Annotated in this window: 20 protein-coding genes, 2 tRNA genes and 1 pseudogene; 11 read left to right on the forward strand and 12 right to left on the reverse strand. The window is 62.7% G+C overall.

Annotated features, from left to right (window positions below; translation table 11 throughout):
• The first annotated feature begins 7 nt into the window (after window positions 1–7).
• The 4 genes from M1E02_RS17345 to M1E02_RS17360 all read left to right on the forward strand — a co-directional run bounded on the left by M1E02_RS17345 (window position 8) and on the right by M1E02_RS17360 (window position 4,488).
• The gene (locus M1E02_RS17345) at window positions 8–2,293 is read left to right on the forward strand and encodes a prolyl oligopeptidase family serine peptidase (RefSeq protein ID WP_479375436.1); all 2,286 of its coding nucleotides are present in this window, start codon (window positions 8–10) and stop codon (window positions 2,291–2,293) included.
• Window positions 2,290–2,784, forward strand: a complete 495-nt coding sequence (locus M1E02_RS17350) for an N-acetyltransferase family protein (protein ID WP_479375437.1) — start codon at window positions 2,290–2,292, stop codon at window positions 2,782–2,784. Before M1E02_RS17345 ends, M1E02_RS17350 begins: the two co-directional genes overlap by 4 nt.
• Window positions 2,785–2,883: 99 nt before the next feature.
• Window positions 2,884–2,971 (forward strand) — tRNA-Ser (locus M1E02_RS17355).
• Window positions 2,972–3,057: 86 nt separating this feature from the next.
• Complete coding sequence (locus M1E02_RS17360; protein ID WP_479375438.1) at window positions 3,058–4,488, forward strand: MFS transporter; 1,431 nt, start codon at window positions 3,058–3,060, stop codon at window positions 4,486–4,488.
• A 12-nt stretch (window positions 4,489–4,500) separates the two neighbouring features.
• Here the strand turns inward: M1E02_RS17360 and M1E02_RS17365 are convergent, their stop codons facing one another.
• Window positions 4,501–6,705, reverse strand: coding sequence for a RecQ family ATP-dependent DNA helicase (locus tag M1E02_RS17365; RefSeq protein WP_479375439.1), 2,205 nt, complete (start codon window positions 6,703–6,705; stop codon window positions 4,501–4,503).
• Between the two features lie 123 nt (window positions 6,706–6,828).
• Between M1E02_RS17365 and M1E02_RS17370 the strand changes: the two genes are divergently transcribed.
• Both M1E02_RS17370 and M1E02_RS17375 read left to right on the forward strand, forming a co-directional pair.
• Window positions 6,829–8,247 carry a phosphomannomutase/phosphoglucomutase gene (locus M1E02_RS17370; protein ID WP_479375440.1) on the forward strand — a complete coding sequence of 473 codons (1,419 nt, stop codon included), beginning with the start codon at window positions 6,829–6,831 and terminating at the stop codon, window positions 8,245–8,247.
• Window positions 8,248–8,260: 13 nt separating this feature from the next.
• A complete protein-coding gene (locus tag M1E02_RS17375; protein ID WP_479375441.1) occupies window positions 8,261–8,812 on the forward strand; it encodes a hypothetical protein in 552 nt (183 codons plus the stop codon).
• A 67-nt stretch (window positions 8,813–8,879) separates the two neighbouring features.
• Here the strand turns inward: M1E02_RS17375 and M1E02_RS17380 are convergent, their stop codons facing one another.
• The 3 genes from M1E02_RS17380 to M1E02_RS17390 all read right to left on the reverse strand — a co-directional run bounded on the left by M1E02_RS17380 (window position 8,880) and on the right by M1E02_RS17390 (window position 11,607).
• Window positions 8,880–10,163 carry a class I SAM-dependent methyltransferase gene (locus M1E02_RS17380; protein WP_479375442.1) on the reverse strand — a complete coding sequence of 428 codons (1,284 nt, stop codon included), beginning with the start codon at window positions 10,161–10,163 and terminating at the stop codon, window positions 8,880–8,882.
• Between the two features lie 116 nt (window positions 10,164–10,279).
• Window positions 10,280–11,086 (reverse strand): alpha/beta fold hydrolase, encoded by an 807-nt coding sequence (locus tag M1E02_RS17385; RefSeq protein WP_479375443.1) that lies wholly within the window; start codon window positions 11,084–11,086, stop codon window positions 10,280–10,282.
• Entirely contained in the window at window positions 11,083–11,607 is a 525-nt protein-coding gene (locus tag M1E02_RS17390; protein WP_479375444.1) for a PadR family transcriptional regulator, read from the reverse strand. Before M1E02_RS17390 ends, M1E02_RS17385 begins: the two co-directional genes overlap by 4 nt.
• Window positions 11,608–11,745: 138 nt before the next feature.
• Between M1E02_RS17390 and M1E02_RS17395 the strand changes: the two genes are divergently transcribed.
• Window positions 11,746–12,240: a hypothetical protein gene (locus M1E02_RS17395; RefSeq protein ID WP_479375445.1), complete on the forward strand. Its 495-nt coding sequence runs from the start codon at window positions 11,746–11,748 to the stop codon at window positions 12,238–12,240.
• Between the two features lie 94 nt (window positions 12,241–12,334).
• Here M1E02_RS17395 and M1E02_RS17400 read toward each other — a convergent pair whose 3' ends face one another.
• Window positions 12,335–14,170 (reverse strand): phosphoenolpyruvate carboxykinase (GTP), encoded by a 1,836-nt coding sequence (locus M1E02_RS17400; RefSeq protein WP_479375446.1) that lies wholly within the window; start codon window positions 14,168–14,170, stop codon window positions 12,335–12,337.
• 279 nt (window positions 14,171–14,449) lie between these two features.
• On the opposite strand from M1E02_RS17400, the gene M1E02_RS17405 reads away from it, so the two are divergent.
• A tRNA-Arg gene (locus M1E02_RS17405) sits at window positions 14,450–14,523 on the forward strand.
• A 364-nt stretch (window positions 14,524–14,887) separates the two neighbouring features.
• Here the strand turns inward: M1E02_RS17405 and M1E02_RS17410 are convergent.
• From M1E02_RS17410 to M1E02_RS17420, 3 genes are read right to left on the reverse strand one after another with little or no spacing between them, the layout of a single operon-like run.
• A complete protein-coding gene (locus M1E02_RS17410; protein WP_479375447.1) occupies window positions 14,888–15,571 on the reverse strand; it encodes an ArsR/SmtB family transcription factor in 684 nt (227 codons plus the stop codon).
• Window positions 15,568–15,942: a hypothetical protein gene (locus M1E02_RS17415; RefSeq protein ID WP_479375448.1), complete on the reverse strand. Its 375-nt coding sequence runs from the start codon at window positions 15,940–15,942 to the stop codon at window positions 15,568–15,570. The genes M1E02_RS17410 and M1E02_RS17415 overlap by 4 nt, the downstream gene beginning before the upstream one ends.
• Window positions 15,942–16,388, reverse strand: coding sequence for an OsmC family protein (locus M1E02_RS17420; protein ID WP_479375449.1), 447 nt, complete (start codon window positions 16,386–16,388; stop codon window positions 15,942–15,944). Before M1E02_RS17420 ends, M1E02_RS17415 begins: the two co-directional genes overlap by 1 nt.
• A 201-nt stretch (window positions 16,389–16,589) precedes the next feature.
• Here M1E02_RS17420 and M1E02_RS17425 point away from each other — a divergent pair, with 201 nt between their 5' ends.
• Genes M1E02_RS17425 through M1E02_RS17435 form a run of 3 tightly spaced genes read left to right on the forward strand, consistent with a single transcriptional unit; the run spans window position 16,590 to window position 19,881 of the window.
• A complete protein-coding gene (locus M1E02_RS17425; protein ID WP_479375450.1) occupies window positions 16,590–17,234 on the forward strand; it encodes an ABC transporter ATP-binding protein in 645 nt (214 codons plus the stop codon).
• Window positions 17,231–19,267, forward strand: coding sequence for a YhgE/Pip family protein (locus tag M1E02_RS17430; protein ID WP_479375451.1), 2,037 nt, complete (start codon window positions 17,231–17,233; stop codon window positions 19,265–19,267). The genes M1E02_RS17425 and M1E02_RS17430 overlap by 4 nt, the downstream gene beginning before the upstream one ends.
• Complete coding sequence (locus M1E02_RS17435; protein WP_479375452.1) at window positions 19,264–19,881, forward strand: TetR/AcrR family transcriptional regulator; 618 nt, start codon at window positions 19,264–19,266, stop codon at window positions 19,879–19,881. The genes M1E02_RS17430 and M1E02_RS17435 overlap by 4 nt, the downstream gene beginning before the upstream one ends.
• A gap of 753 nt (window positions 19,882–20,634) precedes the next feature.
• Here the strand turns inward: M1E02_RS17435 and M1E02_RS17440 are convergent.
• The 4 genes and pseudogenes from M1E02_RS17440 to M1E02_RS17455 all read right to left on the reverse strand — a co-directional run.
• Window positions 20,635–21,492: pseudogene (locus M1E02_RS17440) on the reverse strand (EamA family transporter); the annotation flags it as partial.
• 97 nt (window positions 21,493–21,589) lie between these two features.
• Window positions 21,590–22,117 (reverse strand): SixA phosphatase family protein, encoded by a 528-nt coding sequence (locus tag M1E02_RS17445; RefSeq protein ID WP_479375453.1) that lies wholly within the window; start codon window positions 22,115–22,117, stop codon window positions 21,590–21,592.
• Between the two features lie 113 nt (window positions 22,118–22,230).
• Window positions 22,231–22,974, reverse strand: coding sequence for an MBL fold metallo-hydrolase (locus M1E02_RS17450; protein WP_479375454.1), 744 nt, complete (start codon window positions 22,972–22,974; stop codon window positions 22,231–22,233).
• A 36-nt stretch (window positions 22,975–23,010) separates the two neighbouring features.
• Window positions 23,011–23,580 (reverse strand): hemerythrin domain-containing protein, encoded by a 570-nt coding sequence (locus M1E02_RS17455; protein ID WP_479375455.1) that lies wholly within the window; start codon window positions 23,578–23,580, stop codon window positions 23,011–23,013.
• Window positions 23,581–23,966 lie beyond the last annotated feature (386 nt).

Below are 23,966 nucleotides of genomic sequence, written 5' to 3' on the forward strand. Positions count from 1 at the left end.
TGGGCCCATGACCACCACCGAAGCTGAACAACAGCCCACGTCCGGCCACCCCTCGGCTCCGGCGACAGCCCCCGAACCCACCGACGAGAACATCTGGCTCGAGAAGATTTACGGGGAGGAGCAGCTGGCCTGGGTCCGCGAACAGAACGCCCGCACTGAGGACCTGCTGGAGGACGCGGACTATGCAGAACTGGAGGAGCGGGTCCTGGAAGTTCTTGATTCCACGGACAAGATTCCGATGGTGGGCAAGCACGGCAGTTGGTACTACAACTTCTGGAAGGACGGCAAGAACCCCAGGGGTCTGTGGCGGCGCACCTCCTGGGACAGCTACCTGGGCGGATCCCCCGAGTGGGATGTGCTCCTTGACATTGATGCACTGGCAGCCAAGGAAGGAGAAGAATGGGTCTTCCATGGAGCTGACTTCCTGAGGCCGGCTGCAGGCGAACCGCACCGGCGGGTGCTCCTCGCCCTCTCCCCTGACGGCGGTGACGCCAACCGCTACCGGGAGTTCGACGTCGTCAACCGCGCCTTTGTTGAACCCGCTGACGGAGGCTTCGACCTGCCGACGGCGAAGGGCAACGTCTCCTGGCTGGATGCGGACACGCTCCTGGTGGCCTCCACGGCAGGAAACCTGCCGAAGACTGCCTCCTCCTACGCGCGCACCGGTGTGATCCTGCGGCGGGGCAGCACCCTTGCCTCCGCTGAGCGGCTCTTCGAAATACCCGAGGACCACATGATGGCGCTTATCTCCCACGACTCCACGCCGGGGTTCGAGCGCACGTTCGCCGTTGACTGGATGGATTTCTTCAACAGGCAGACGTCTGTTCTCCGCGATGGCTCCTGGCTGCGGATTGACGTCCCCACTGACGTAAATCTCAGCGTTCACCGCGAATGGCTGCTCTTCCGGCCACAAGGCGACTGGACAGTCAACGGTGTCATCCATCCTGCCGGTTCGCTGCTGGCCGCCGACTTTGAGAGTTACCTGTCAGGCGGGCGGGAACTGGTGGTCCTGTTCGCCCCTGACTCCAGCACGTCGCTTCAGTCCTGGAGCTGGACCCGCAACTTCCTGCTGCTGAATCTGCTCAAGGACGTTTCCTCCGAAATCCGCGTCCTTGATCCCTCACGACCTGTGGAGGGGGGAGACTCAGCCTGGGCTTCCTCCGTGTTGGACGCGTGCCCGCCCCTGCACGATGTCACCGCCTATGCAGTGGACGATGAGGACGAGGACACGGGCTCCGCAGACGACTTCTGGCTCATTGCTACCGGCTTCACCACTCCCAGTACCCTCACCCGCGGGACGCTGAAGCGCGAAGGCAGTGCAGTAGGCAGCGCCCATGAGGTGATCCGGACCTCGCCGTCGTTCTTTGACGACTCCGCTTACGAGGTCCAGCAGCATTTTGCCGTCTCCGATGACGGCACCAGGGTGCCGTACTTCCAGGTGGCATCCAGGGACCTGGTTCTTGATGGCCAAAACCCCACCCAGCTCTCCGGTTACGGCGGCTTCGAAATTTCCCGGACCCCCGCCTACAGCGGAGCCATCGGGCGGGCCTGGCTGGAACGGCGTACGGGCACTGCCGTAATTTCCGGGAGTGATGGTTCTCCGAGTGACAGTTCGGCGGGTGACGGTTCTGCGGGTGACGGTTCTGCGGGTTCAAACGCTGAAGCCGGTCACTCCCGCGGCGGGGTTTTCGTGGTGGCAAACATCCGTGGCGGAGGGGAGTACGGCCCCTCGTGGCATCGTGCGGCCCTCAAGGAGAAGAGGCACCGCGCGTACGAGGACTTCGCCGCTGTGGCCAGGCATCTGATCTCCAGGGGCGTGACGTCGCGGGAACGTCTGGGCTGCGTAGGCGGTTCCAACGGCGGCCTCCTGGTGGGCAACATGCTCACTCAGTATCCCGAATTGTTTGGTGCCGTGTCCTGCGGCGTGCCCCTTCTGGATATGCGGCGATACACCAAACTGTCCGCCGGCCACTCCTGGATCGCGGAGTACGGCGACCCCGATGACCCTGAGGACTGGGATTTCATCAGGACGTTTTCGCCGTACCACCTCCTCAGGGACGGCGTCGACTATCCGGAGACCTTCATCTGGACGGCAACCTCCGATGACCGAGTTGGCCCGGTCCAGGCCCGGAAGATGGCTGCCCGCATGCAGGCCATGGGGATTCCCAACGTCTGGTATCACGAGGCTCTGGAAGGCGGCCACGCAGGTGCGTCGGACAACCGTCAGGCAGCTGCCCTCCAAAGCCGCAGCCAGCACTTCCTGTGGCGGGCCCTTGCCGGACGGGCCGGATGAGCCAAGCCGGCCCGCTGTCGGTCCGGCAGGCAAGACCGCGGGATGCAGAGGAGCTCTCCGCCGTACACGTCCAATGCTGGAAGGAGACCTACGGGGGCGTCCTCTCGGACGGCTTTCTCGCAGGTTTGAATCCCGCAGCCAGGCTCGGCATGTGGCAGCGGATCCTCGAAGGCCCCCGCGTCTCTGATCATTGGGTGGCCTGCGAGGGCCAAAAGGTAGTCGGCTTTGCCGGCCGTGAATCGCCAGAGCAGCAGTCCGCAGGGAGTCCCGTACTACTCTGGGGCCTCTATGTGCTGCAGTCCTATCAGGGCCTTGGCCTGGGCCGGCAGTTGCTGGAAGCGGCCGTGGGTGACGGGCCCGCGAGCCTCTGGGTTGCCGCTCAAAACGAACAGGCTATCGCGTTCTATCGGCACTTTGGTTTCCGGCCGGACGGAGCAGATGACGTCATCGCGGACTGGGAAAACCTGAAAACGATCCGCATGGTGCGCTGACTCCCGGACTCCGGCCGTTTCTGCCGGCCACGCGTTCCCGAACCGTTTTGCACTGTATGGCCGGTTCTGCGTATCCTTGGTGGGCTAGTAATAGCAATTGGAGACGTGCCAGAGCGGCCGAATGGGCTTCACTGCTAATGAAGTGTGGGGCACAACTCCACCGGGGGTTCAAATCCCCCCGTCTCCGCGTTGGGTCCCGGTCATTGACCGGGACCTTTTGCGTAGGATGACAAGCTGGCGCAGCCCTCAAAAATACCGTGTGAGGATAAGCGCATGGTAAACAACAGCAGTGAGGGGCAAGACTCCTGGAGCCCCCGGCTTGCCCTGCTTGTGGCGGCCACATTCTTTATGGAATTCCTCGACGGCACAGTGCTGGTCACTGCCATTCCGAGTATCGCGAGAGATTTCGCCGTAGCGCCCACCGACGTCAACATCACGATGACCGCATACCTCATGACAGTGGCCATGGGAATTCCGATCAGCGGCTGGCTGGCGGAAAGGCTCGGGGCCCGCAACGTCTTTTGTGTCGCCATCGCCACCTTCACAGCTGCTTCTCTGCTCTGCGCCCTCAGCCAGGACCTGACCATGCTGACCCTGAGCAGGATCCTCCAAGGTGCGGGCGGAGCGATGATGGTTCCGGTAGGAACACTGGTTGTGCTCCGCGGAACCCCCAAACAGGACCTGTTGCGCGCCACCGCCTACCTCGTCTGGCCCGGGCTCCTGGCACCCGTGTTGGCTCCCGTCATCGGCGGGGCGTTAACCAGCTACCTCTCGTGGCAGTGGATCTTCCTGATCAACCTTCCGCTGGGACTTGCGGCCTTTCTGTTAGCGCTGCGGCTGGTTCCCCAAGGTGCCGGAAACCCGGACCGGCGCCTGGACTGGCCCGGGCTGGCCCTCACAACACTGGGTGTGGGATCCGTAGTGGTGGGGCTGGAATACGCAGGCCATCATCCATCCGATGTCCTCCCTTGGGCTGTCGTCGGCTTGGGGTTGCTGCTCCTCGCTGCTGCTGCCGGCTGGATGCGACGCAGCGGGCATCCCCTCTTCGACCTGGGGGTTTTTTCCACAAGGACATTCCGCGCAACGGCCACCGGAGGCTTCATCTACCGGCTCACCATCAGCGCTGTACCGTTTTTGCTTCCCCTGATGTTCCAGGACGCTTTCGGATGGGACCCCTTGCACGCCGGAGCGATGGTGGCCGCAGTATTCGTGGGAAACATTGGTATCAAGCCAGCCACCACACCACTGATCCGGCGTTTCGGCTTCAAGCCTGTGCTGGTGTTTGCCTCCCTTGCTTCGGCCATCACCTTCGCTCTATGTTCAATGCTCGACGCCAGCACTCCCGAAGCGCTGATTGCTGTTCTTCTGGTGGTGAGTGGAGCAGCGCGTTCCATTGGTTTCTCCGCCTATGCCTCAGTGCAATATGCGGACATCATGCCGCCCCAACTGCCGTCGGCCAACGTGGTGTCCGCGACCCTGGTGCAGTTGGCCGCAGGCACGGGCATAGCCTTGGGCGCCCTTTCCCTCCGCATTTTTGAAAGCACCGGCGCGCTGGGCACGGATGCCACAGCACCTTACCGGGGCGCCTTCCTGGCCATGGCTGCGCTGATGCTCCTAAGCACCTTGGACAGCCTGTCCCTGCAACGCCATGCTGGCGCCGAAGTGAGCCGTGGGCGGCAACCTGAGCGGAAGGCAACGCCCTAGGCTCCCGGGTGCTTAGCCTGCCTGCGCCAGCACCAACGGCAAAACAGCTCCCGCGCCTGCTCGCCGAAGCGCGCGGGCAGCAACAGTGATGGTCCAGCGGCTGTCTGTGAGATCGTCCACGAGCATGATGCTCTGGCCAGAGAGCGGTTCCAGTTCAGCTGCCAGGTCCGGTCCCACAGCCAGGCGGTCCCAGATGCCGGCGAGCCGGTAGGCACTGTTTCCTCCCCTGGCCCCGGTTGGACCTCCATGCTCGAGCTGGAGCTGTCCCAGATACGGGATGCGGCCTATCCCTGAAATCCCCTGGGCCAACGATTGCACCAAAGCCGGCTTGCTCCGTGAGGGAATACTGACGATTCCAGCTGGCCGACCAGCCCCGCTCCAGCCCGGCGTGCGATCGCTGCCTGCACCCCATTCCCGAAGAACCTGGACGCATGCCTGAAGCATGGCCGGATCGATGTCCCGGTCAGGGGCGCCGGAAGCGAAAAGCTCCCGCAAGGACCCGCCCCAGCCCAGGTCTGTGAGCCTGGCAAGAACGCGCCCCTCAGCCACGTTCTCGTCTGCTTTGATTTTGCCCTTCACCTGTACACCCAGCCGGTCCATTCCGGTGGGCCATTGAAGCCGGGGTTCCAAGGCCACACCTGCCCGGCTGAGCGTCGCCCCCGCGGCCTCAGTTGCTGAGGCGTTGATGTCGGTGGGGAACCATCGCCCCGCACAGTTATCGCAGCGGCCGCAAGCACGCGCCGTCGCGTCGTCGAGGACCGCGGTGATGTACTCCATCCTGCATCCGGCGGTGTCCTGGTAAATGACCATGGAGTCCTGCTCATCAACCCGTGCTTCAGCGATACGGCTGTACCGTTCCGAGTCGTAGACCCAGGGCAAACCCGTGGCGCGCCAGCCTCCACCTACCCGCTCCACGGCTCCGTCCACGGCCAGAACTTTCAGCAGCAGCTCCAGCGGAGTCCGGCGCAGGTCCACGCGTGCCTCCAAGGCCACAGTGGACACAGCCGTTCCGGCATCGCCTAGTGCGGTGAGAACGGCGGCTGCCTTTTCCTCCGAAGGCATGGATGCTGTGGCAAAGTACTGCCAAATATCCCGGTCCTCGGATCCGGGAAGGAGAAGTACGTCAGCGTTGGCTGCCCCTCGACCGGCGCGCCCAACCTGCTGGTAGTAAGCCACGGGGGACGACGGGGCTCCAAGGTGCACGACGAAGCCCAGATCCGGCTTGTCAAAACCCATGCCGAGCGCGGAGGTGGCAACCAAGGCCTTGACCTGGTTGTCCTTGAGCTGCTGTTCGGCCCGTTCCCGGTCGGCGGGGTCCGTTCGCCCCGAATAGGCCAGGACCTTGTGGCCGGCCTCCGCAAGCAGCCGTGCAGTGTCCTCCGCAGCGGAGACGGTGAGTGTGTAAATGATGCCGCTCCCCGGTAAATCCCCAAGATGGGTCAGCAACCACCCCAGTCTGTCCCGGGAATCGGGGAGGGTGAGCACCCCCAACCGCAGGGACTCCCGGCCCAAGGCACCACGAATGGTCAGGACGTCCGCTCCTAGCTGTTCTTCAATATCGTGAACCACCCTGGAGTTGGCAGTGGCTGTTGTGGCCAGAACCGGCACAGTAGAAGGAAGTTCGGTAATAAGATCTGCAATTCGCCGATAGTCCGGCCGGAAATCGTGCCCCCAGTCCGAAATGCAGTGCGCCTCATCAATAACCAGCAGGCCTGTCCTGCGGATCAGCTCGGGTAACTGGTTCTCCCGGAACGACGGATTGGTGAGCCTCTCGGGCGACACCAGCAGCACATCCACCTCATCCGCTGCCAGCTGTTCCCGGACGGTATCCCACTCGAGCTGATTGGCCGAGTTTATTGCGACTGCCCTGACTCCGGCCCTTGCTGCCGCGGCTACCTGGTCACGCATCAGCGCAAGCAGCGGGGAAACGATCAGGGTTGGGCCGGCACCGCGTCGCCGCAACAGGAGCGATGCCACGAAATACACGGCACTCTTTCCCCAACCGGTTCGCTGGACCACGAGTGCCCTGCGTCCGTGGCCGACGAGTGCCTCGATGGCCTCAAACTGGCCGTCATGGAAGCTGGCACCAGGATGGCCAACGAGCTCCCGCAACACATCAAGCGCCTCACCGTAAATGGCAGAAGCGGACGAGGCTACAGATCCGGTATCGGCGGCAGGAAAGGCATGAAGAGCAGGGGCATCTCGATTGGTGAGCATTGCTTCAGTATCCCAGCCACCTCTGACAGCCCGAAAGAATGCTCAATGACCATGTGGATATCGGGGCAGGTCTGCGCCGAAGAGCGGAGCAGGGCGTTTCACCTTCAACGTAAGATGGGACGCGTGACTAGCGACCAGACAAAGACTTTTGATCTCTCGGCTTCCTTCAAGGCCTATGACGTTCGTGGCATCGTGGGCGAATCCATCACCGCGGAAATCGTTGAAGCCGTGGGGGCCGCCTTCGTTGACATCCTTGCCCTCGAAGGCCAGACGGTCCTTGTTGGCGGCGACATGAGGCCCTCCTCCCCTGAGTTCAGCAAGGCCTTTGCCAATGGCGCAGCCACCCGCGGCGCCGATGTCCAGCTCCTGGACCTGATCTCCACCGACGAGCTCTACTACGCTTGTGGAGCCCTCAACGCGGCAGGGGCTACTTTTACGGCCAGTCACAATCCGGCAGCCTATAACGGCATCAAAATGGCCAAGGCCGGAGCCGTTCCCATCTCCTCGGAAACCGGGTTGAAGGAGATCCAGGCTTTGGCGGAAGAGTACCTCGCAGCGGGCACTATTCCGGCTGCCCCCCGACGCGGCCAGATCGGCGTCCAAGACGTTCTCAAGGACTACTCCACCTACCTTCGCAGCCTTGTGGACCTCAGCCGTTCACGCCCCCTCAAAATCGTCGTGGATGCGGGCAACGGCATGGCCGGCCTCACCACTCCTGCTGTCCTGGGCGACACCCTCCTGCCGAAACTCCCCCTCGAGATCGTTCCCCTCTACTTCGAGCTGGACGGGTCCTTCCCGAACCACCCTGCCAACCCCCTGGAACCGGAAAACCTCCGGGACCTCCAGGCCGCCGTCGTCGAGCATGGGGCAGATATCGGACTGGCTTTCGACGGCGACGCCGACCGCTGCTTTGTGATCGACGAAAAAGGCGAGCCTGTATCGCCGTCGGCTATCACCGGCATGGTGGCCCGGCGCGAAATTGCCCGGGCCAAGGCCCTGGGCGAGGAAACCCCCACCATCATTCACAACCTCCTGACGTCAAAGGCGGTGGCGGAACTCGTGGAGCACGACGGCGGCCGCGCAGTCCGCACACGCGTGGGCCATTCCTTCATCAAGGCAGTTATGGCTGAGGAAGGCGCCGTCTTTGGCGGCGAGCACTCGGCCCACTTCTATTTCCGTGACTTCTGGAACGCGGACACCGGCATGCTCGCCGCCATGCACGTGCTGGCCGCCCTGGGTGAACAGCAGGGTCCGCTGTCCGAACTCGGCCGCGAATACGAACCCTATGTGTCATCCGGGGAAATCAACTCCGAAATCGAGGACAAGACTGCGGCCGTGGAACGGGTCCGCAGCAACTTCGAGAATGACGATGTTGAGATCGACCACATGGACGGCAGCACCTTCACGGCAAAGGACGGCAGCTGGTGGTTCAATCTTCGCCCCTCCAACACCGAACCGTTCCTGCGCCTCAACGCTGAAGCCAAGGACAGGGCCACCATGGAAACCCTGCGCGACCGCGTCCTCGCCCTGGTCCGGAGCTAGCCCTCCTTCTGCCATGACTGATGCATCCCCCAACACCAGCACTTCCGGCGACGCCATCTTGCGCGGAACCTCCCGGCCTGAAACCTCCGGGCAAGGTAGTACCGCCTCGGAAACGTCCTGGCGCAGCTCGGTTGCGGCGTCCACAGCGACCGATCTGGAAAACCTGCTGGGCACCGGCGTCGGTGCCGCCCAGGAACAACTCGGACGGAACGGCGGGTTCCTGCCTTTTGCGCTAGTAGTGGAGAACGACGGCGAGGTCCGCCTTGTGGCGGTCACGCCGTCGGACGCTCCGGCCGGGTCCGACGCCGACTTTGACGCCGACTCGATGATCAGCGACCTCCGGGAGCTGCTCAAGCAGAACCGGGACGATTTCCGGGCAGCGGCAGTGGTCTGCGATATCACCTTGCTTGAAGATGACACTGACGCAATCCATGTGGCGACAGAGCACCGGGACGGCGCTGTGTTTTCCGCCGTCCTTCCCTACACGACAAATGCCAATTCGGGGGAGCTGACTTTCGGACAGCTCGCAGCCGACTCAGATGACCCCACCGTTTGGGTGGACTAGCTACCTCAAGGACCAGGTCCAGGGCGTGCGGCTAAGTCCAGGCCATGCGGCGCAGGCGCGGCGCAGGCTACGTCCAGGCCGTACGGCGAAGGGGCGGCTCGTCCCCTCCGGCCTTCTGAACCAGGATCTGGTTGACGCCAGTGGTTCCATCCTCGAAACCGAGGGCACTTGCGGCCATGTACAGCCGCCAAACCCGTGCGCGTCCTGCGCCGCCGGACTCCACAGCTTCGTCCCAGTGATCTTCCAGGTTCCGCACCCAGGCGCGGAGCGTCAACGCATAATGCCGGCGTAGGGCTTCAACGTCCAGCACCTCCAGACGCGCCGCCTCAAGTGCCGTGACCATCTCACCCAGGCTGAGCATCTCGCCGTCGGGAAAAACATACCGTGGAATGAAGGAGTCCGGGTCAGGATCGGTAGGCCCGGCGTTCCACGAAATCGCGTGGTTGAGGAGCCTGCCGCCTGGGCGCAACAGGTCGCGCAGGTGGGACGTGTACCGTGGCATCTGCTCGCGGCCCACGTGTTCTGACATTCCAATGGAACTGATGGCGTCAAAAGGGCCGTCGTTGACGTCGCGGTAGTCCTGGATCCTGATCTCCACTCTGTCCGTCAGCCCGGCTTCTGCCACCCGTTTGCTGGCCAATGCAGCCTGTTCTGCCGAAAGAGTGACCCCGACGACGTCAACGCCGTAGCGCTGGGCGGCGTGAAGGGCGAAGCTGCCCCAGCCGCAACCGACGTCGAGCACGCGCATGCCTGGCTGCAGGCCCAGCTTGCGGCAGACCAGATCGAGTTTGGCCTCCTGGGCAGCTTCAAGGCCGGTCTGCTCGTTCTCCCAAACGGCGCACGAGTAGACCAGTGACGGACCGAGCACCATGCCGTAGAAGTCATTGCCGACGTCGTAATGGTGGGAAATCGCTGCGGCGTCCCTTTTCTTGGAGTGCCGTCGGCCGTGGCGGCCGACATTCGCTTCTTCCGGGGGCGGTGCCGGATTTGGCCCCAGGGCACCAAGCCGGACCGCTGTTCTGACCAGCTTCAGGACTTCCCGAACGGTCAATGAACGGGCGGGGGCGCCCTCGGCAAACTTGGCGATGGAATTCAAAGCCGCGAAGGTCTCAAAGATGTCACCGGGAGCATCGATGTCGCCTGAAACATAGGCGCGGCTCAGTCCCAGCTGCCCGGGTGACCACAGGATCCGCCGTAGGGCCCGCCGGGATCGGAACATGACCAGGGGAGCATCCGGTGGGCCAGCCTCTGAACCGTCCCACGCCTGTACACGAACGGGGATGCCTTCGGCTCCCAGCACAATTGCCAGCGCTTCAGCGAGCCGTGGTGCCACACCCGTAGTTTTCGTCATCTGCATTTGCCCCTCTCCCCCATGCCATGGCCTGAACTCCAACCTACTCCTCGGAGGGATCAACGTCAGGTGACCCCGGCCGAAGACACGCCCGGGTCCCCGCCTGCGTAACGCGCCTACCGGGATTGCGCTGGAGGGAGCAACCCCGAATGCACCTCTCCCTCCGCCCAAAGGCGGACCATGGCGCTGAACAGTTCTCCGTTTTCAACATTCCATACATGATGCATACCCGGGGCAAGCCTGAACTCTGCGCGGGGAAGCAGAGAGCCCAGACTTGCGAAGGAAGCAGACACAATTGCTGGCTCCTTCTCCCCTGCTACGGCCAGGAGACGGCCAGGGAACGCTGCCAGATTCTCAGGGACAGCTCCCGCATACACCTCCCGGAGCATCCGTTCCGCGTTTGACCGCCGGACCGACAATCCATGGCGCACGTATAACTCCACGGAATCCTTCGGCAACCGGAACGCCTTCGCCTGCCCCCGCCAGAACCATGGCCGCTCCCAGAAGACGAACTGCAGGGCCGATAGCAACCGTGTCACTCCCCCGACTTCAGACACGACCGCTCCGCTAACCAAGACCGAAGATGCGATTTCGGGGTGCCTGGCGATGAGATGAAGAGCGACGACGGCACCCATCGAGAGGCCCACGACGTGGACCGGGCCAGGTTCTGCCTGCTCAGCAATGAAGTCGGCCACTGCGTCCGCTGTCCCGGCCAGGTCTGTCCATTCCTCTGTCACCCGGCCGCCAAAACCGGGCAGATCGGGGGTGAGGATCCGATAGTCACGAAGTGCTTTTACCTGCGGGTCCCACATCCAGTTGGCGACGTTTCCGCCGTGCAGGAACACAATTGTCCCTCCTGCGGCAGCACCGGCATCAGCAGATCTTGGATGAACCTCGGGGTAAGCGTCTGCGTGTGTGCTCATACCAGTTCCTTTTCGATGTCCTGCAGCCATTCCAGTTCTGCTATCACGTGGTGGATCCCGTTCGTCAAAGTTGCCAGCTGAAAGTAGAGCGCCTCCCCCGGCTTCGCCGCAGGGCTTGCAGCCAACTGCTCCTGCAGCGAGGCAAGGTAGGTGCGTGTTGCATCCCTGCGGCTGTCAAACAGCTTGTGCACCTGCTCCTTATCGAGCTGGCCTGCGAAAAACACCCGCCCAAGGAAGGCATTCCGTTCCGCGTCAGGAGCCGGCTCGGCTTCCAGCCACTCAAGGAGTGCCGCCCTCCCGTGCTCGGTGATGCGGTGCACTTGCTTCGACGGAAGACCATCCTGCTGCACGGTTTCGGCGACGCAGAGCCCGTCTTTGACCAGCGATGTCAACGTTCTGTAAATCTGGGCCTTATCCGCGGACCAGAAGTGGTTCACCGTCGCGTCGAAGTGCTTCTTGAGTTCGTAGCCGGTCATCGGCGCGAGGCTGAGTAAGCCCAGAATGAGGCGGGAAAGTGTCATGCATCATGGTGACATATCTACTAGTAGACTTGTCAACCACCGGCTGCACGAGCCAAGCCCATAATAGATCTCTTGACTTGAACAACTTCCGGGGCATTCCTGTCAGTAGCACCATGTTGTGGAAAGGGTGTGGTGGCCATGTCTGCCATCCAGACTCCCCAAGGGAAACAGTCCCGTCTCCGGACAGGAGCGGCCCTTATGACGCTTGCCGGGCTGGCCTTCGTCGCGTACGCCGCCGTCTTTCTGATACTCAACTTCACGGGCAGCTTCCTTGAGTTGGGCATCGGGCCTGACGAAGTGGATAAGGGGATGGCGGAGATCGAGGCCTTCAGCCCGCAACTGCATCACTACATCAGCCATCTGCACATCGCGCTCAGTGGTTTCATCGCGGCGACCGGGCTGGCCCTCGCAGGCCTGTCCTGGTACGGAGTGCGGCGCGGAGAACGGTGGGCATTAACCACAGCGGTTATCGTCACGGTGGTCGGACTCGCTGTTGCGCTACCCGCACACTATCCATGGGGGCTGGCCACTCTTGGGCACCTCGGTCCGGTCTACGTCGCCGTCCTCATTTTCGCAGCAGGCGTCGGGGCAGCTTACAGCGGAATGCGGACGCCGGATGCGCGTACCGGGTGACACCTCTTCCCTCACAGCGGCCGCAACACCTGCTTAAATAGAGCAGCTCCGCACCTTTCCGAAAGGCGCGGAGCTGCTCTAAGTGGCTTGTACTTTACGCCTCTGAGTTCAGGCGGGCCTTGAGCCGGGCCAGTTCAGCTTGGAGCGCGTCCGGCAGCGAGCCGCCGAAGTTTGCGTACCAGTCCTCGATAGAAGCCAGCTCGGTGGCCCACTCCTGCGGGTCGACGCGGACGGCTTCTTCCACCTGGGCAGGGGTCATGTCCAAGCCAGTCAGGTCAATCGAATCCCCGGTGGGAACAAACCCGATGGGCGTTTCGACGGCGGCCGCCTTGCCCTCGAGGCGCTCCATGGCCCACTTGAGGACACGGGCATTGTCACCGAATCCGGGCCAGGCGAATCCGCCCTCCGGCGTGCGGCGGAACCAGTTGACCAGGAAGATCTTGGGCAGCCGCTCCGGGTTGGCCTTGGCCGAGAGGTTCACCCAGTGGTTGAGGTAGTCACCGGCGTCGTACCCGATGAACGGAAGCATGGCCATCGGGTCACGCCGCACAACACCTACAGCACCCGCCGCAGCCGCGGTGGTTTCCGAGGAGAGCGTGGAACCCATGAAGATTCCGTTGGACCAGTCAAACGACTCCGTAACCAAGGGAATGGTGGTCTTGCGGCGCCCGCCGAACAGGATGGCTGAAAGCTCGACGCCGTCCGGGTTGTTGTACTCCTCGGCCAGCATGTCGATCTGGTCGATGGGGGTGCAGAAACGTGAGTTGGGGTGAGCCGCGGGCTGGCCCGAGTCCGGCGTCCACGAGTTCCCCTGCCAGTCCGTGAGGTGGGCAGGAACGTCATCGGTCATGCCCTCCCACCAGACTCCGCCATCGTCGGTCAATGCGACGTTGGTGAAGATGCTGTTGCCCTTGGCGATGGCGCGCATGGCGTTGGGATTTGTACCCCAGCCGGTTCCGGGAGCCACGCCGAAGAGGCCGGCTTCCGGGTTGACGGCGCGCAGCTCGCCTTCCTTGCCGAACCGCATCCAGGTGATGTCGTCACCAAGCGTTTCGACTTTCCAACCATCAATGGTGGGATCCAGGAGGGCAAGGTTGGTTTTGCCACAGGCGGACGGGAAGGCCGCCGAGACATAGTAGGTTTTCTGCTCCGGTGAGGTCAGCTTGAGGATAAGCATGTGCTCAGCCAGCCAGCCCTCGTCGCGGGCCATCACTGAAGCGATGCGCAGGGCGTAGCACTTCTTGCCCAGCAGCGCGTTGCCGCCGTAGCCGGAACCGAACGACCAGATGGAGCGCTCTTCAGGGAAGTGCACAATCCACTTGTCCGGGTTGCAGGGCCAAGCGACGTCGGCCTCGCCGGGAGCGAGAGGCGCACCGAGTGAGTGGAGTGCCGGAACAAAAAAGGCGTTCGTTGCCGTGATACGGTCCAGAACCTCGGTGCCGATGCGGGCCATGATGCGCATTGAGGCAACGACGTAGGCACTGTCGGTAATCTCGACGCCGAACTTCGGATCCTCGGCGTCGAGGTGTCCCATGACAAAGGGAATGACGTACATGGTGCGGCCGCGCATTGAACCGGCGAAGAGGCCGCGAAGCTTCTCTTTCATCTCATCCGGTGCCATCCAGTTATTGGTGAAGCCGGCGTCGCGCTTGTTCTTAGAGCAAATGAAGGTCTGCTCCTCGACGCGGGCAACGTCCGCGGGATCCGAGAAAGCGGCAAAGGAGTTGGGGAACAATTCCTGGTTGAGGCGGGTCAGGGTGCCGGCAGCGACGAGTTCGTCGGTGAGCCTGGTATTTTCCTCTTCGGAGCCGTCCACCCAGTGGATGCGGGCAGGCTGGGTAAGTTCAGCAACCTCCTCGACCCACGCCAGCAGGCCGGCATGTGTGGTGGGTGCTTTCTCAAGCAGCGGCAGTCGCGCCAGATCGCCCATTGCGGTTCCCTTCCTCGGGTTCAGTGGTGTGTCCTAAATGCTAGGTGGCCAACCGCCTGTAAATTTTGGGCCCAACGCAGGGCCGAACGCACCTGCGAAAGGAAAAACCGCGTGAACTCAAGGAAGAGCGCTATCAAAATGCGGGATTTTTGTGAGTAAGCTCACATAGACCGGTCTAGTTGTGCAGATTACATATGTTTCGATTTGGAACTACGGCCATATCTCGCGTAAAGTAATTCGAGGTTCGGCAGAGAGCGAAGTTCTCTAAGAGCCGCGAATGCGCCCATAGCTCAGCTGGATAGAGCGTCTGTCTACGGAACAGAAGGTCAGGGGTTCGAATCCCTTTGGGCGCACAATACACGAAATCCGCACCGGTTCGCCGGGGCGGATTTTTTTGTGTGCTGCTTCACGCGCCGCACTGCACAATGATGGGGCTGCGCCTGGCCTCAGCCCCGGCTGGACTCCCCCCAATAGCGCTCCGCCGCCCTCCAACAGGCAGCCGCGGCCCGCTTGTTCACCACGTTTTCTCTCGCATTTCGCGGCTCCGCGGCTCCTCGAGGCGCAATTCCGGCGACGCACCCGGCGCTCCGGCGCAGCATCCCAGCCATGTCAGCGTCCTGAAGCATCTCATGGGGCGTTCCAAGTGTGAGCCAAGGCTATATACCGGTCTAGCCTCTGAGAGCACGGCCGTGTCATACGGGCTGTGAAGCGGGAGCTCTAATTCTCAAGCTCCTGCAGGCCGCGTTCGCCCATCGCCGTGAGCTGCACGGCGCGGCTATCAGGACGTGGAGTGATCCATCCGTTGGCTCGCAAAGCCGAGAGCACCTGAGCACCAACCTGACCGGCCGCATGTAGCCGGCGCCCGGTCCAGTCCAGGCAGCCTCGGGTCCACGGGCGTCGACTTCCGTCAGATTGGCGAAGTCCTAAAGCCCTGACGATGTGATTGTCGGGAAATGGTTTGGGCAGTTGTCCGATCCTTCCCACAACAGGCTCGTCAATAATTCCCCCTTGATGCAAAAGGTCTGTCAGCCGCAGCCCCAGGTCTCCGGCCAGATGGTCGTAACACGTGCGGCCCTCGCGCATTTCCCGGGATGCGCGCTGCCCTCGAAGGGAGTTGACCTGGGCAAGAGGGGCGATTGCTTGCAGAGACTCGATGGCGCGGGCCACGTCACTGTTGGCGAGCCTGTAGAACCGATGCCTGCCTTGGTTATCCACAAGCACAAGGCCTGCCTCAGCGAGGACGTGCAGGTGCTCGCTGGTACTCGATGGAGACAACCGGGCGATGCGGGACAGTTCTCCTGAGGACAGGGCTCGTTCCCCGAGAAGGGCGGTAAGCATCCGGGCACGTGCTGGATCTCCGATGGCTCTCGCCGGGATGGCGATTTCCGGTTCACCGCTCATTGGTCCGTGGTTGCGCCAAGCGCCGCTCGTGCCTTGTCGGGATCGTCCACCACGAGGATCTTCCGGTTGCCGTGATCGCTGTACTGGACTTTGAGCTGCACTCCGGCCTCGGCCAGCCGCATCATGAGGATTCCAAGGGCGCCCGGCACATCCGCATCGAGATCGGCGATCACCACAGGCTGCACCATAACGGGGCCATATCCTGCACTGTCCAGAGCACTTACGGCGGCCGCAGCATCGCTAACGAGGTAGTGCGAGGTGCCGGACCACATTCCGCCACCTTCCAGCCCGACGCCGGCAGCGCCGAGGACCTGGCCTATACCAGCAAGAGAGCGCGCCCCGTCGGGCACCGGGAGGCTGATATCGAACATCAGCTGACCTCGATGGTTGGCTCGATTGAGACCTCGCTTGTCAGGCTGTTGGCGATATAGCACTGCTGGTGCGCCTTTTGCAGAAGCCGTTCCACCCGCTCCGGATCCCCACCGCGGACCACCACGTGCGGCCGCAGCGTAATCCTGGTAACCCACATCGGCGAACCACTCTCCGGCATCTGGCCTTCGGCATCATCCGAGTACCTCATCACGTCGACGCCGGAGCGGGCAGCAACTGCGAGGAACGACAGCAGCTGGCAGGAGCTCGCAGCCGCAACCAGCATCTGTTCCGGATTCGCCAGGTCAGAATCACCGAGGAAAGCAGCATCGGCGCTGATCCGCAATGGAGCAGGGCCAATCTTCACATCATGGCCCCGCTCGTAGTCCTCGTATTTCGTGGTGCTTCCGGACCAGGTCAACGCCGTCCGATACCTGTGCATTGTCATGACTCCAACGCTATGCCCAAATCGTTTCGGGATGGCCCGAACTATGCAGCCCTGCCTCACGTCCTGACCAAAAATTTGCTGCCTCCGGGTTGGGGAAGGCCGGCTGTGGCGGCTCGTTGAAGAACCGTGGGTGTCCGCCTATTTGAACTGACCGGTCAGTTCAGTTAGGCTTAGCGCAGATGCCGTCTGTGAAAGGTCCACATGCTCTCCGTAGAAAACCTCCGTGTCCAAGGCCGAAGGGAGGACCTTCTGCCGCCGATCTCCCTGCAGGGCCGCCGTGGCGAACTCCTGCTGGTCGCAGGGGAACGCCAGGACCAACGGACAGCCTTGGCCCTTAGCCTGAGCGGCCGAATGAAGGCAACGGCAGGTTCCATCAGCTGGGATGGCGTTAACAAGACCAAGAAACTTCGGACCGCGAGCGCCCTCGTCGATTCCCCTGGCGTCAATGAACCCGAACAACACCTGACCGTCCGTGACCTCGTTACCGAGGACCTTGCCCTGATTCCGCGCCGGTACCGCGGGGCTTTGCTTAGCAAGCCATGGTTGAAGATCAACCGCTTCGAGGACATCGCAGAATTGTGGGCCGAGCAGCTAAAACCGCTGCGGCGTGTTGAACTTCTCACCGCTCTGGCCCTCGCCAACCCCGACACTGACCTTTTGGTGGTGGACTCTCCGGACCGTCACAGTGCGGACGCGGGAGGCTGGCTTTCGAGGCTGGAGGAACTGGCGCACGACGGCGGGCGGCCGCTCGCCGTCGTCGCCACCGTCAGCGCCCTCCCGGATGGCTGGACGGGACCGTCCGCGATTATCAACAACGATGTTCCCGAGAAGGAGAGCTCCAAGTGACAGTGCTGCGGCTGGCCCGCTCCGAACTCAAGCGCATGACCGGCGGACTGCTGCCGAAACTCACGCTGCTAGCCCTGATCATGGTGCCCCTGCTCTATGGCGCTGTGTACCTCTACGCGAACTGGGATCCCTACAGCAATCTGGACCAGATTGACGCTGCGCTGGTGGTGGAGGACACAGGAGCGACCTCAGCCAACGGCACAGAGCTCCAGGCAGGGAAGGAAGTGGCCGAAAGCCTGGTCAATGGCCACCTCTTCAACTGGGAAAACATCAGCAGCAGCAATGAAGCCGATCAGGGCGTCGCAAGCGGAAGGTACGCCTTCGCCCTGAAGATCCCGAAGGACTTCTCGGCCAACCTTGCGTCCCCCGGCAGCTTTGACGCCGCCAACCAGGCGATGCTGAACGTGACTACGAACGATGCCAACAACTACCTCCTGAGCACCATCGTGGACAAGCTGACCACCGCGGTTCACGCCTCGGTTGCCCAGGAGGTGGGCGAGGAAACCGCCAATCAGCTGCTCACCGGCTTCGGAACCATCCATTCCCAGGTCACCAAGGCAGCAGACGGGGCCCAGCAACTGTCCGGCGGAGTGAACCAGCTTCACGACGGCACAGTGACGCTCCATTCCGGGACGGGCCAGCTCAGTCAGGGGGCAGCCGGGCTGTACGAGGGCCAGCTAAAACTTCGGGATGGCGCCAATCAGCTCGCGTCCGGGACAGGACAGCTCGACGGCGGCCTGCAACAGCTTAGGGACAAGACAGCAACCTTGCCCACCGATTCTCAACGGCTGGCTGATGGTGCAGCGCAGGTGGCCGCGGGAAATGCCGCCCTGAACACCAAGGTCCAGGAAGTCGTCGGCCAGCTGAGTGCAGCCGATCAGAGCCTGCGTGAACGTGTCGTGGCTTCCAATGCCAAGCTGGTGGAGTCAGGTGTGCTCAACCAGGAACAGGCGGACAAGGTCTTGGCAGACTTCGATGCCGCCGCAGCTTCCGGCCCCGCAACTGATGCCAAATCAAAGATCCAGGGGGATGCAGCGCAGATCCAGCAGTTGGCGGATGGATCTGCTGCGGTCAGTGACGGGGCTGCCAGGCTTGCCGCTGCTGCCCCGGCCCTGACCGGCGGAATATCCCAGGCGGCGGCAGGAGCCGATCAGCTGGCGTCCGGGTCAGCTACTCTTGCCGCAGGCCAGCAGACCGCCTTGGACGGCGCAGCCCGTCTGTCAACGGGAGCACAGGATGTAGATTCCGGAGCCGCGAAACTCGAAAGCGGGGCGGGAGCAGCAGCTGGGGGTGCCGGCACCTTGGCCAATGAACTTGCCAAAGGCGCGGGACAGGTCCCCAACCCGAATGACTCCCAGAAGGTCAGCTTGTCCAAGGTCATTGCGGATCCGGTTGCGGTAAACAACGTCTCCCAGGCCAAGGCCACCTCCTACGGTGCGGGGCTGGCTCCGTTCTTCCTCACCCTTGCTTTGTGGATCGGCATCTTTATGCTGGTCCAGGCGATGCGTCCCATCACCCAGCGGGCCCTGGCTTCCAACGCCCCCGCCTGGAAAATCGCCGTCGGCGGCTGGTTGCCGTTCCTCGCTGTTTCCGTTTTGCAGGCGAGTTTGCTCACGCTGGTGGTGGACGTCGGGCTTGGACTGAACCCCGCCCATCCGGTACTGATGTGGCTGTTTATGCTCGCCGCCGCCATGGCCTTCAGCTCTCTCATCCAGGGCATCGTGGCGCTGCTCGGCTCCCCGGGAAAGCTGGTGGTCCTCATCCTGCTGGTGCTTCAGCTGGTCTCGTCCGGCGGTACCTTCCCTTGGCAGACCACGCCGCAGCCACTGCATGTGGTGCATGACGTCCTGCCCATGGGCTACGTGGTCACCGGAATGCGCCACCTGATCTACGGAGCCGATCTCTCCCTGATCCTGCCTACGGTAATGGGTCTCCTTGGCTACACTGTGCTGGGAGCCGCGCTGTCCACACTGGCAGTCCGCAAGCACAAGTTCTGGACCCTTAAATCGTTGAAGCCGGAGATTGCTGTATGAGCACGCAGGAAGCCGGAGAGCGGAAGTTGCGCCCCGGCAGGACCAACGCCACCAAACAAAAACTGTTCGAGGCTTCAATGGAACTGATCGGCGAGCGTGGAGCGGCCGGCGTGACAGTGGACGAGATAGCAGCGGCTGCAGGCGTTTCAAAGGGCACGGTGTACTACAACTTTGGCAGCAAGTCCGATCTCATCGCCCAGCTCCTGCGCCACGGCGTGGACATGCTGCTGACACGGCTTCTAAGCGCCCAGGACAATTCTGCGGATCCGCTGGAGGCCATGGATCAGATGATCGGCCAGGCTATGGATTTCATGGCGGACTACCCTTCGTTTGCCCGGCTGTGGGTCAGTGAGAACTGGCGGACACCCAGTGTTTGGCAGGACACCTTCGCTGAACTCCGTGCCCTCTTGCTGGAGGTTATTGGTGCGGCGATTGAAAGGGTGGCGGCAACGTACCCAGTGGACACGTCAATTTCCCGCGGAAGCCTGGAAACTGCAATTTTCGGTGCCTGCTTTGTGGTGGGCCTGGACCGGCAGACGTATCACCCCGAGCGGACCAAGGAACAAAGCATTGCGGCGATCATGGCAATCATGCGTGGCTACGTGCTGAAATAACCCGCCGTCGGGGAAGATAGGCACCATGGGGACCAGCGGGAGGACAGCGATTGGCGCGGCCTTCGCCGCCGTCGGCCTGCTGGTCCTGACTGCCGTCACCCTCGAAGAATTGGTCCTGTTCGCTTTCCTGGCAGCGATGGCGATCGGTTACCTTGCATCGGTGGTCCAGGTGGTCACGCGCGGGCGCAATCTGGCGTTATTGGCGGGAGGCCTCGGGACGAGCCTGTTCATCGGCTTCGCCATCGCCTTTCTGCGGATGTGGGGACTGGCCTTCAACCAGGATGCGGCGGCGCTTGGCAGCGCCGTCACCACCCAGGATTCGGACATCTATTTTTACTTGGCCGTTGCATCAGGTTCAGGAACATTGCTGGTGCTCTTTGCCGGAGCTGTGTGGCCCTCAGGCAAACGGCTTCCTTCCGCCTCCAGATCCTCATCGGCCTCGCGCCGTAGGCCGGTTGCGGCGTCCCGGCGGTCCGCCTCGGCGTCTGCCTCCAAGCGACCCGCCTCGCCGTCAACCCGGTCGCGGAGCTCCTCAGCTGCACCCAAGGCGTCCGCGGCGGGGAGGCCTTCCGGGTCCAAGTCATACGCGCCCAGACCATCCGTGGCACCCAAAGTGTCGGCGGCATCCAGGCGCGCACCTGCCGCACCCAAGCCCAAACCCCCAGCCAAAGGGGCCGGACCGGCGAAGGCGACGTCCCGCCGCTGAGCATGCCAACGGCGCTGTCCCGGAGTGATCAGGGGCCCCACCGGTCCCAGTACAGCGGTGGCCACCCCTCCCAACAGGAGCACCCCGCCGGCCACTTCGGCAGGCGACGGAACTTCGTTCAGCACCAGAAACGCAGTGCTCATGCCTACTACCGGGACCAGGAGCGTGAAAGGAACCACGGCCGACGACGGATACATGCTGAGCAGCCGGTTCCAGATCCCGAAGCCCAACAGCGAGGCAAACACCGCTGTGTAGATGGCGCTCAGCACGGTGGCAGGCTGGAGATTTGCCAGCGTTCCAACCACAGCGTCTGATCCGTCTACCAAGAGGGAGAGCCCGGCAAGTGGCAGCGGCACCAAGGCCCCAGACCACACCACCAAACCCAGCCCGGAGGTAGCCTTCGCCTTCCGGACGATCACATTGCCGACAGCCCATGAGAGGGCAGCAGCGAGCACGATAATGAATGGCAGGACAGGCGCCACCATGCTGCGTCCCGCTGCCACGACGGCCAGCCCTGCCACGCCCAGGACGACGCCGGCAAGTTGGCGGCCACTGGGCCGCTCCCCCAGGACTCCCGCCGCAATCAGCACCGTCAACAGCACTTGGGCCTGCAGCACCAGCGACGCCAGCCCTGCCGGCATCCCCAGTGCCATGCCCACGTACAGGAGAGCGAATTGCCCCGTACTCATGAACAACCCGACGCCGAGGATTACCGCCCAGCTGACGTCCGGCTTGCGGATGAAGAAAATGCACGGGACCACTACGAGAACGAAGCGCATCGCCACGAACAGCAGCGGGGGCACGTCCCTGACGCCCTCGGGATGCAGGCCAAGGTCGATCGCTACGAAATTTACGCCCCACAGGACGGCTACGAGGACAGCCAAGGCGCTATGACGTATGTTCACGCTCCCACTGTGCCAGTTGCCAGGGGATTTTCCCGCCAGGTGATCCGGATCCGCGGGCGAGCCCTTCCAGCCGCGCGTCCAGTGGCGCATGCTCCCGTTAGTGGGCCCTCGGCACCTTAAAGCGGGTAAGCCGGGCGTCCTGGCCGTCCAGTTCCGCCCAGGACTTTTCGGTCTCCAGGACGGTCAGACCGCTGGTGGGAAATCTGGTGGCGGCGTCCATATAGGCATCATGGTCCGAATCGCGGGAGGCCAGGTGCATCGCGAGGTCCTGCACACCGGGCATGTGCGAAATGACCATGAGTGTGGTGACCGTGTCCGGCACATGGTTGATAACGGTGAGCATCCGCTGGGCAGACGCTGCGTACAGCCCGCCCTCCAGTTTGGGGGTGGGTGCTTTATCACCGAGCTCGCTGCACACCCACGTGCACGTCTGCCGGGTACGGAGGGCGCTGGAGCACAGGATGAAATCAGGAACCACGTCATGTTTGACCAGCCATTTACCGGCCAGCGGCGCCTCGCGGTGACCCCGTTCTTCAAGGGGACGGTCGTGATCGGCAACCCCGCCAGGCCAGTCAGCCTTGGCATGGCGCATGATCACCAGCCGCTTAATATGGTGCTCACTCATGCCCCCAAGCCTATAGCCGCATCCCAGCGGCTGCTGCCTGCTTGCAGGACCGCCCGGACAATCAACGGTTTAGCCGCATCTATCGGGCCTGACACGGAGGGGCGAGTTGCACCTTACGCCGGCCCGTTAGCCTCGGCGATCGCAACCGCCTCCTCAACCCCCGCTGTCCAGGGTTCTCCGTGGCCTGGCAGGACCAAGCCAGCTTGTGTCCTCGCCAAATGCTTGAGGGACGCGAGATTTAGTGCGCTGTCCGCGGTGGCGGCACCTGCGACGATACGCGGACCGGTCCTTCCTGTGTACGGGTCCATGGTGACGAGCGCATCGCCACTGAATAGAATGCCCCGCTCCTTGAGAAGGAGCGCGCAGTGGCCGCTCGTGTGACCTGGTGAAAAGACGATCTCGGGGCTGCCCGGAACGGGGAGCGGTCCAGTTCCGGGGAAGTGCTTCACGTCCCCGACGCCTTTGACGTTGAGCGCGCCAGCCCTAGTCATGCTCGCCAACACGGGGAGACCCTGCGGGTGTGTGAGTGCGAAGATGAAGCGTGAGCGTTCGTGCCTGTAGCGGTAGGGATGGCGGGCAATGTATGAATCCCCGGCATGGACCCACACAGGAATCCCCAGTTGCTGATGAAGGCGCCTGGCAAGGCCTAAATGATCGAAGTGGGCGTGGGGCAGGACAAGTGCCCTGATGTCCTGAAGGGAGTAGCCGAGCCCAATCAGTGCGCGCTCAAGCGGCGACCACATTGACGGAAGACCCGAGTCAATGAGGGTAAGCCCTTCCCGACCTTCGACTAAGTAAAAGTTGACGTATGCGTCCGCGAAGCGGTGGACGTTGTCGGCCACCTCAGTCAACGCCATGTTTACTCCCTCGCCGCAGATCCTACAGCGCGCTCTTTAGCCTGTATGGCGCCCCGTTAGCTTGTCCAGGAGCCGGTCAACCATTCCCACCCCTGGGCCAACCGTCTTGTGAAACAACTCGGAGTGCGGCGCAGTGGGATGTGGACGGGTCGGTGCCAGTTTCTTGGCCTTCTGCACTTTTTCGCCCAAATCGACGAGTCTTTCTGCAGGAATGTGGGTACGCAGCTTCGGGAACTGTTCAGACTCCTCGTCATTCGCATGGTGACGCAACTTCGCCTCCAGCTGCTGAACCAGTTCCATAAAGGTCGGATCAGAAGGATCCACGCCTTCCACCTGCTTCATCAAGTGGACAATCTCGTCGTGTTCCTTCTTGTCGTGCTCGACCTCCTCGGCGCCGTTGGGCACATGCTCTTCTATGGCCGGGTAAACAAACATCTCCTCGGCGACAGCATGGCGCATCACCTCGGCGATCAGAGTATCGGCCAAGTCTCTGCGCTGGCCGGCGTCGGACGTTCCCTCAATCTGTCCGAACAGCTCCACCATCTCCTGATGGTCAGCGGTGAGGATGTCCACCACATCCGTCCCACCGGCGTTGGCCTCGTTCATGACACAGCCCTCCTGCAGATCGTTTCTCCTACCCTGAATAGAAGGTCAAGCTACCACCGCATTGCCGTGTGATCTATAGGTAACTCTTCTCGAAGGTTGCCGGGATTGACGGGATGCCGTCGCCCGCCAGGAACCTTAGCCGCGGAGGCACACACTCAGAGACAAGACTGAACGCCAAAGGCGGCACATCCCTTAGCCGCGGAGGCACACACTCACTAGTCACGCACGAAAGCGGCATTCTGCGTAGTGCCGCACCGCCGTGGGCCCACGCCGTCAGGGTTCCCTGGCCGAGCTTGCGAGGCTAGGGAGACGGTGGGGAGGAACGAAGGAGGAAGCGAGCTGGCAGGATTCCTTGTCCGAGCTTGCGAGGTCAAGGAAGCCAGCGA

This window comes from Arthrobacter sp. Z5-13 (assembly GCF_056499105.1).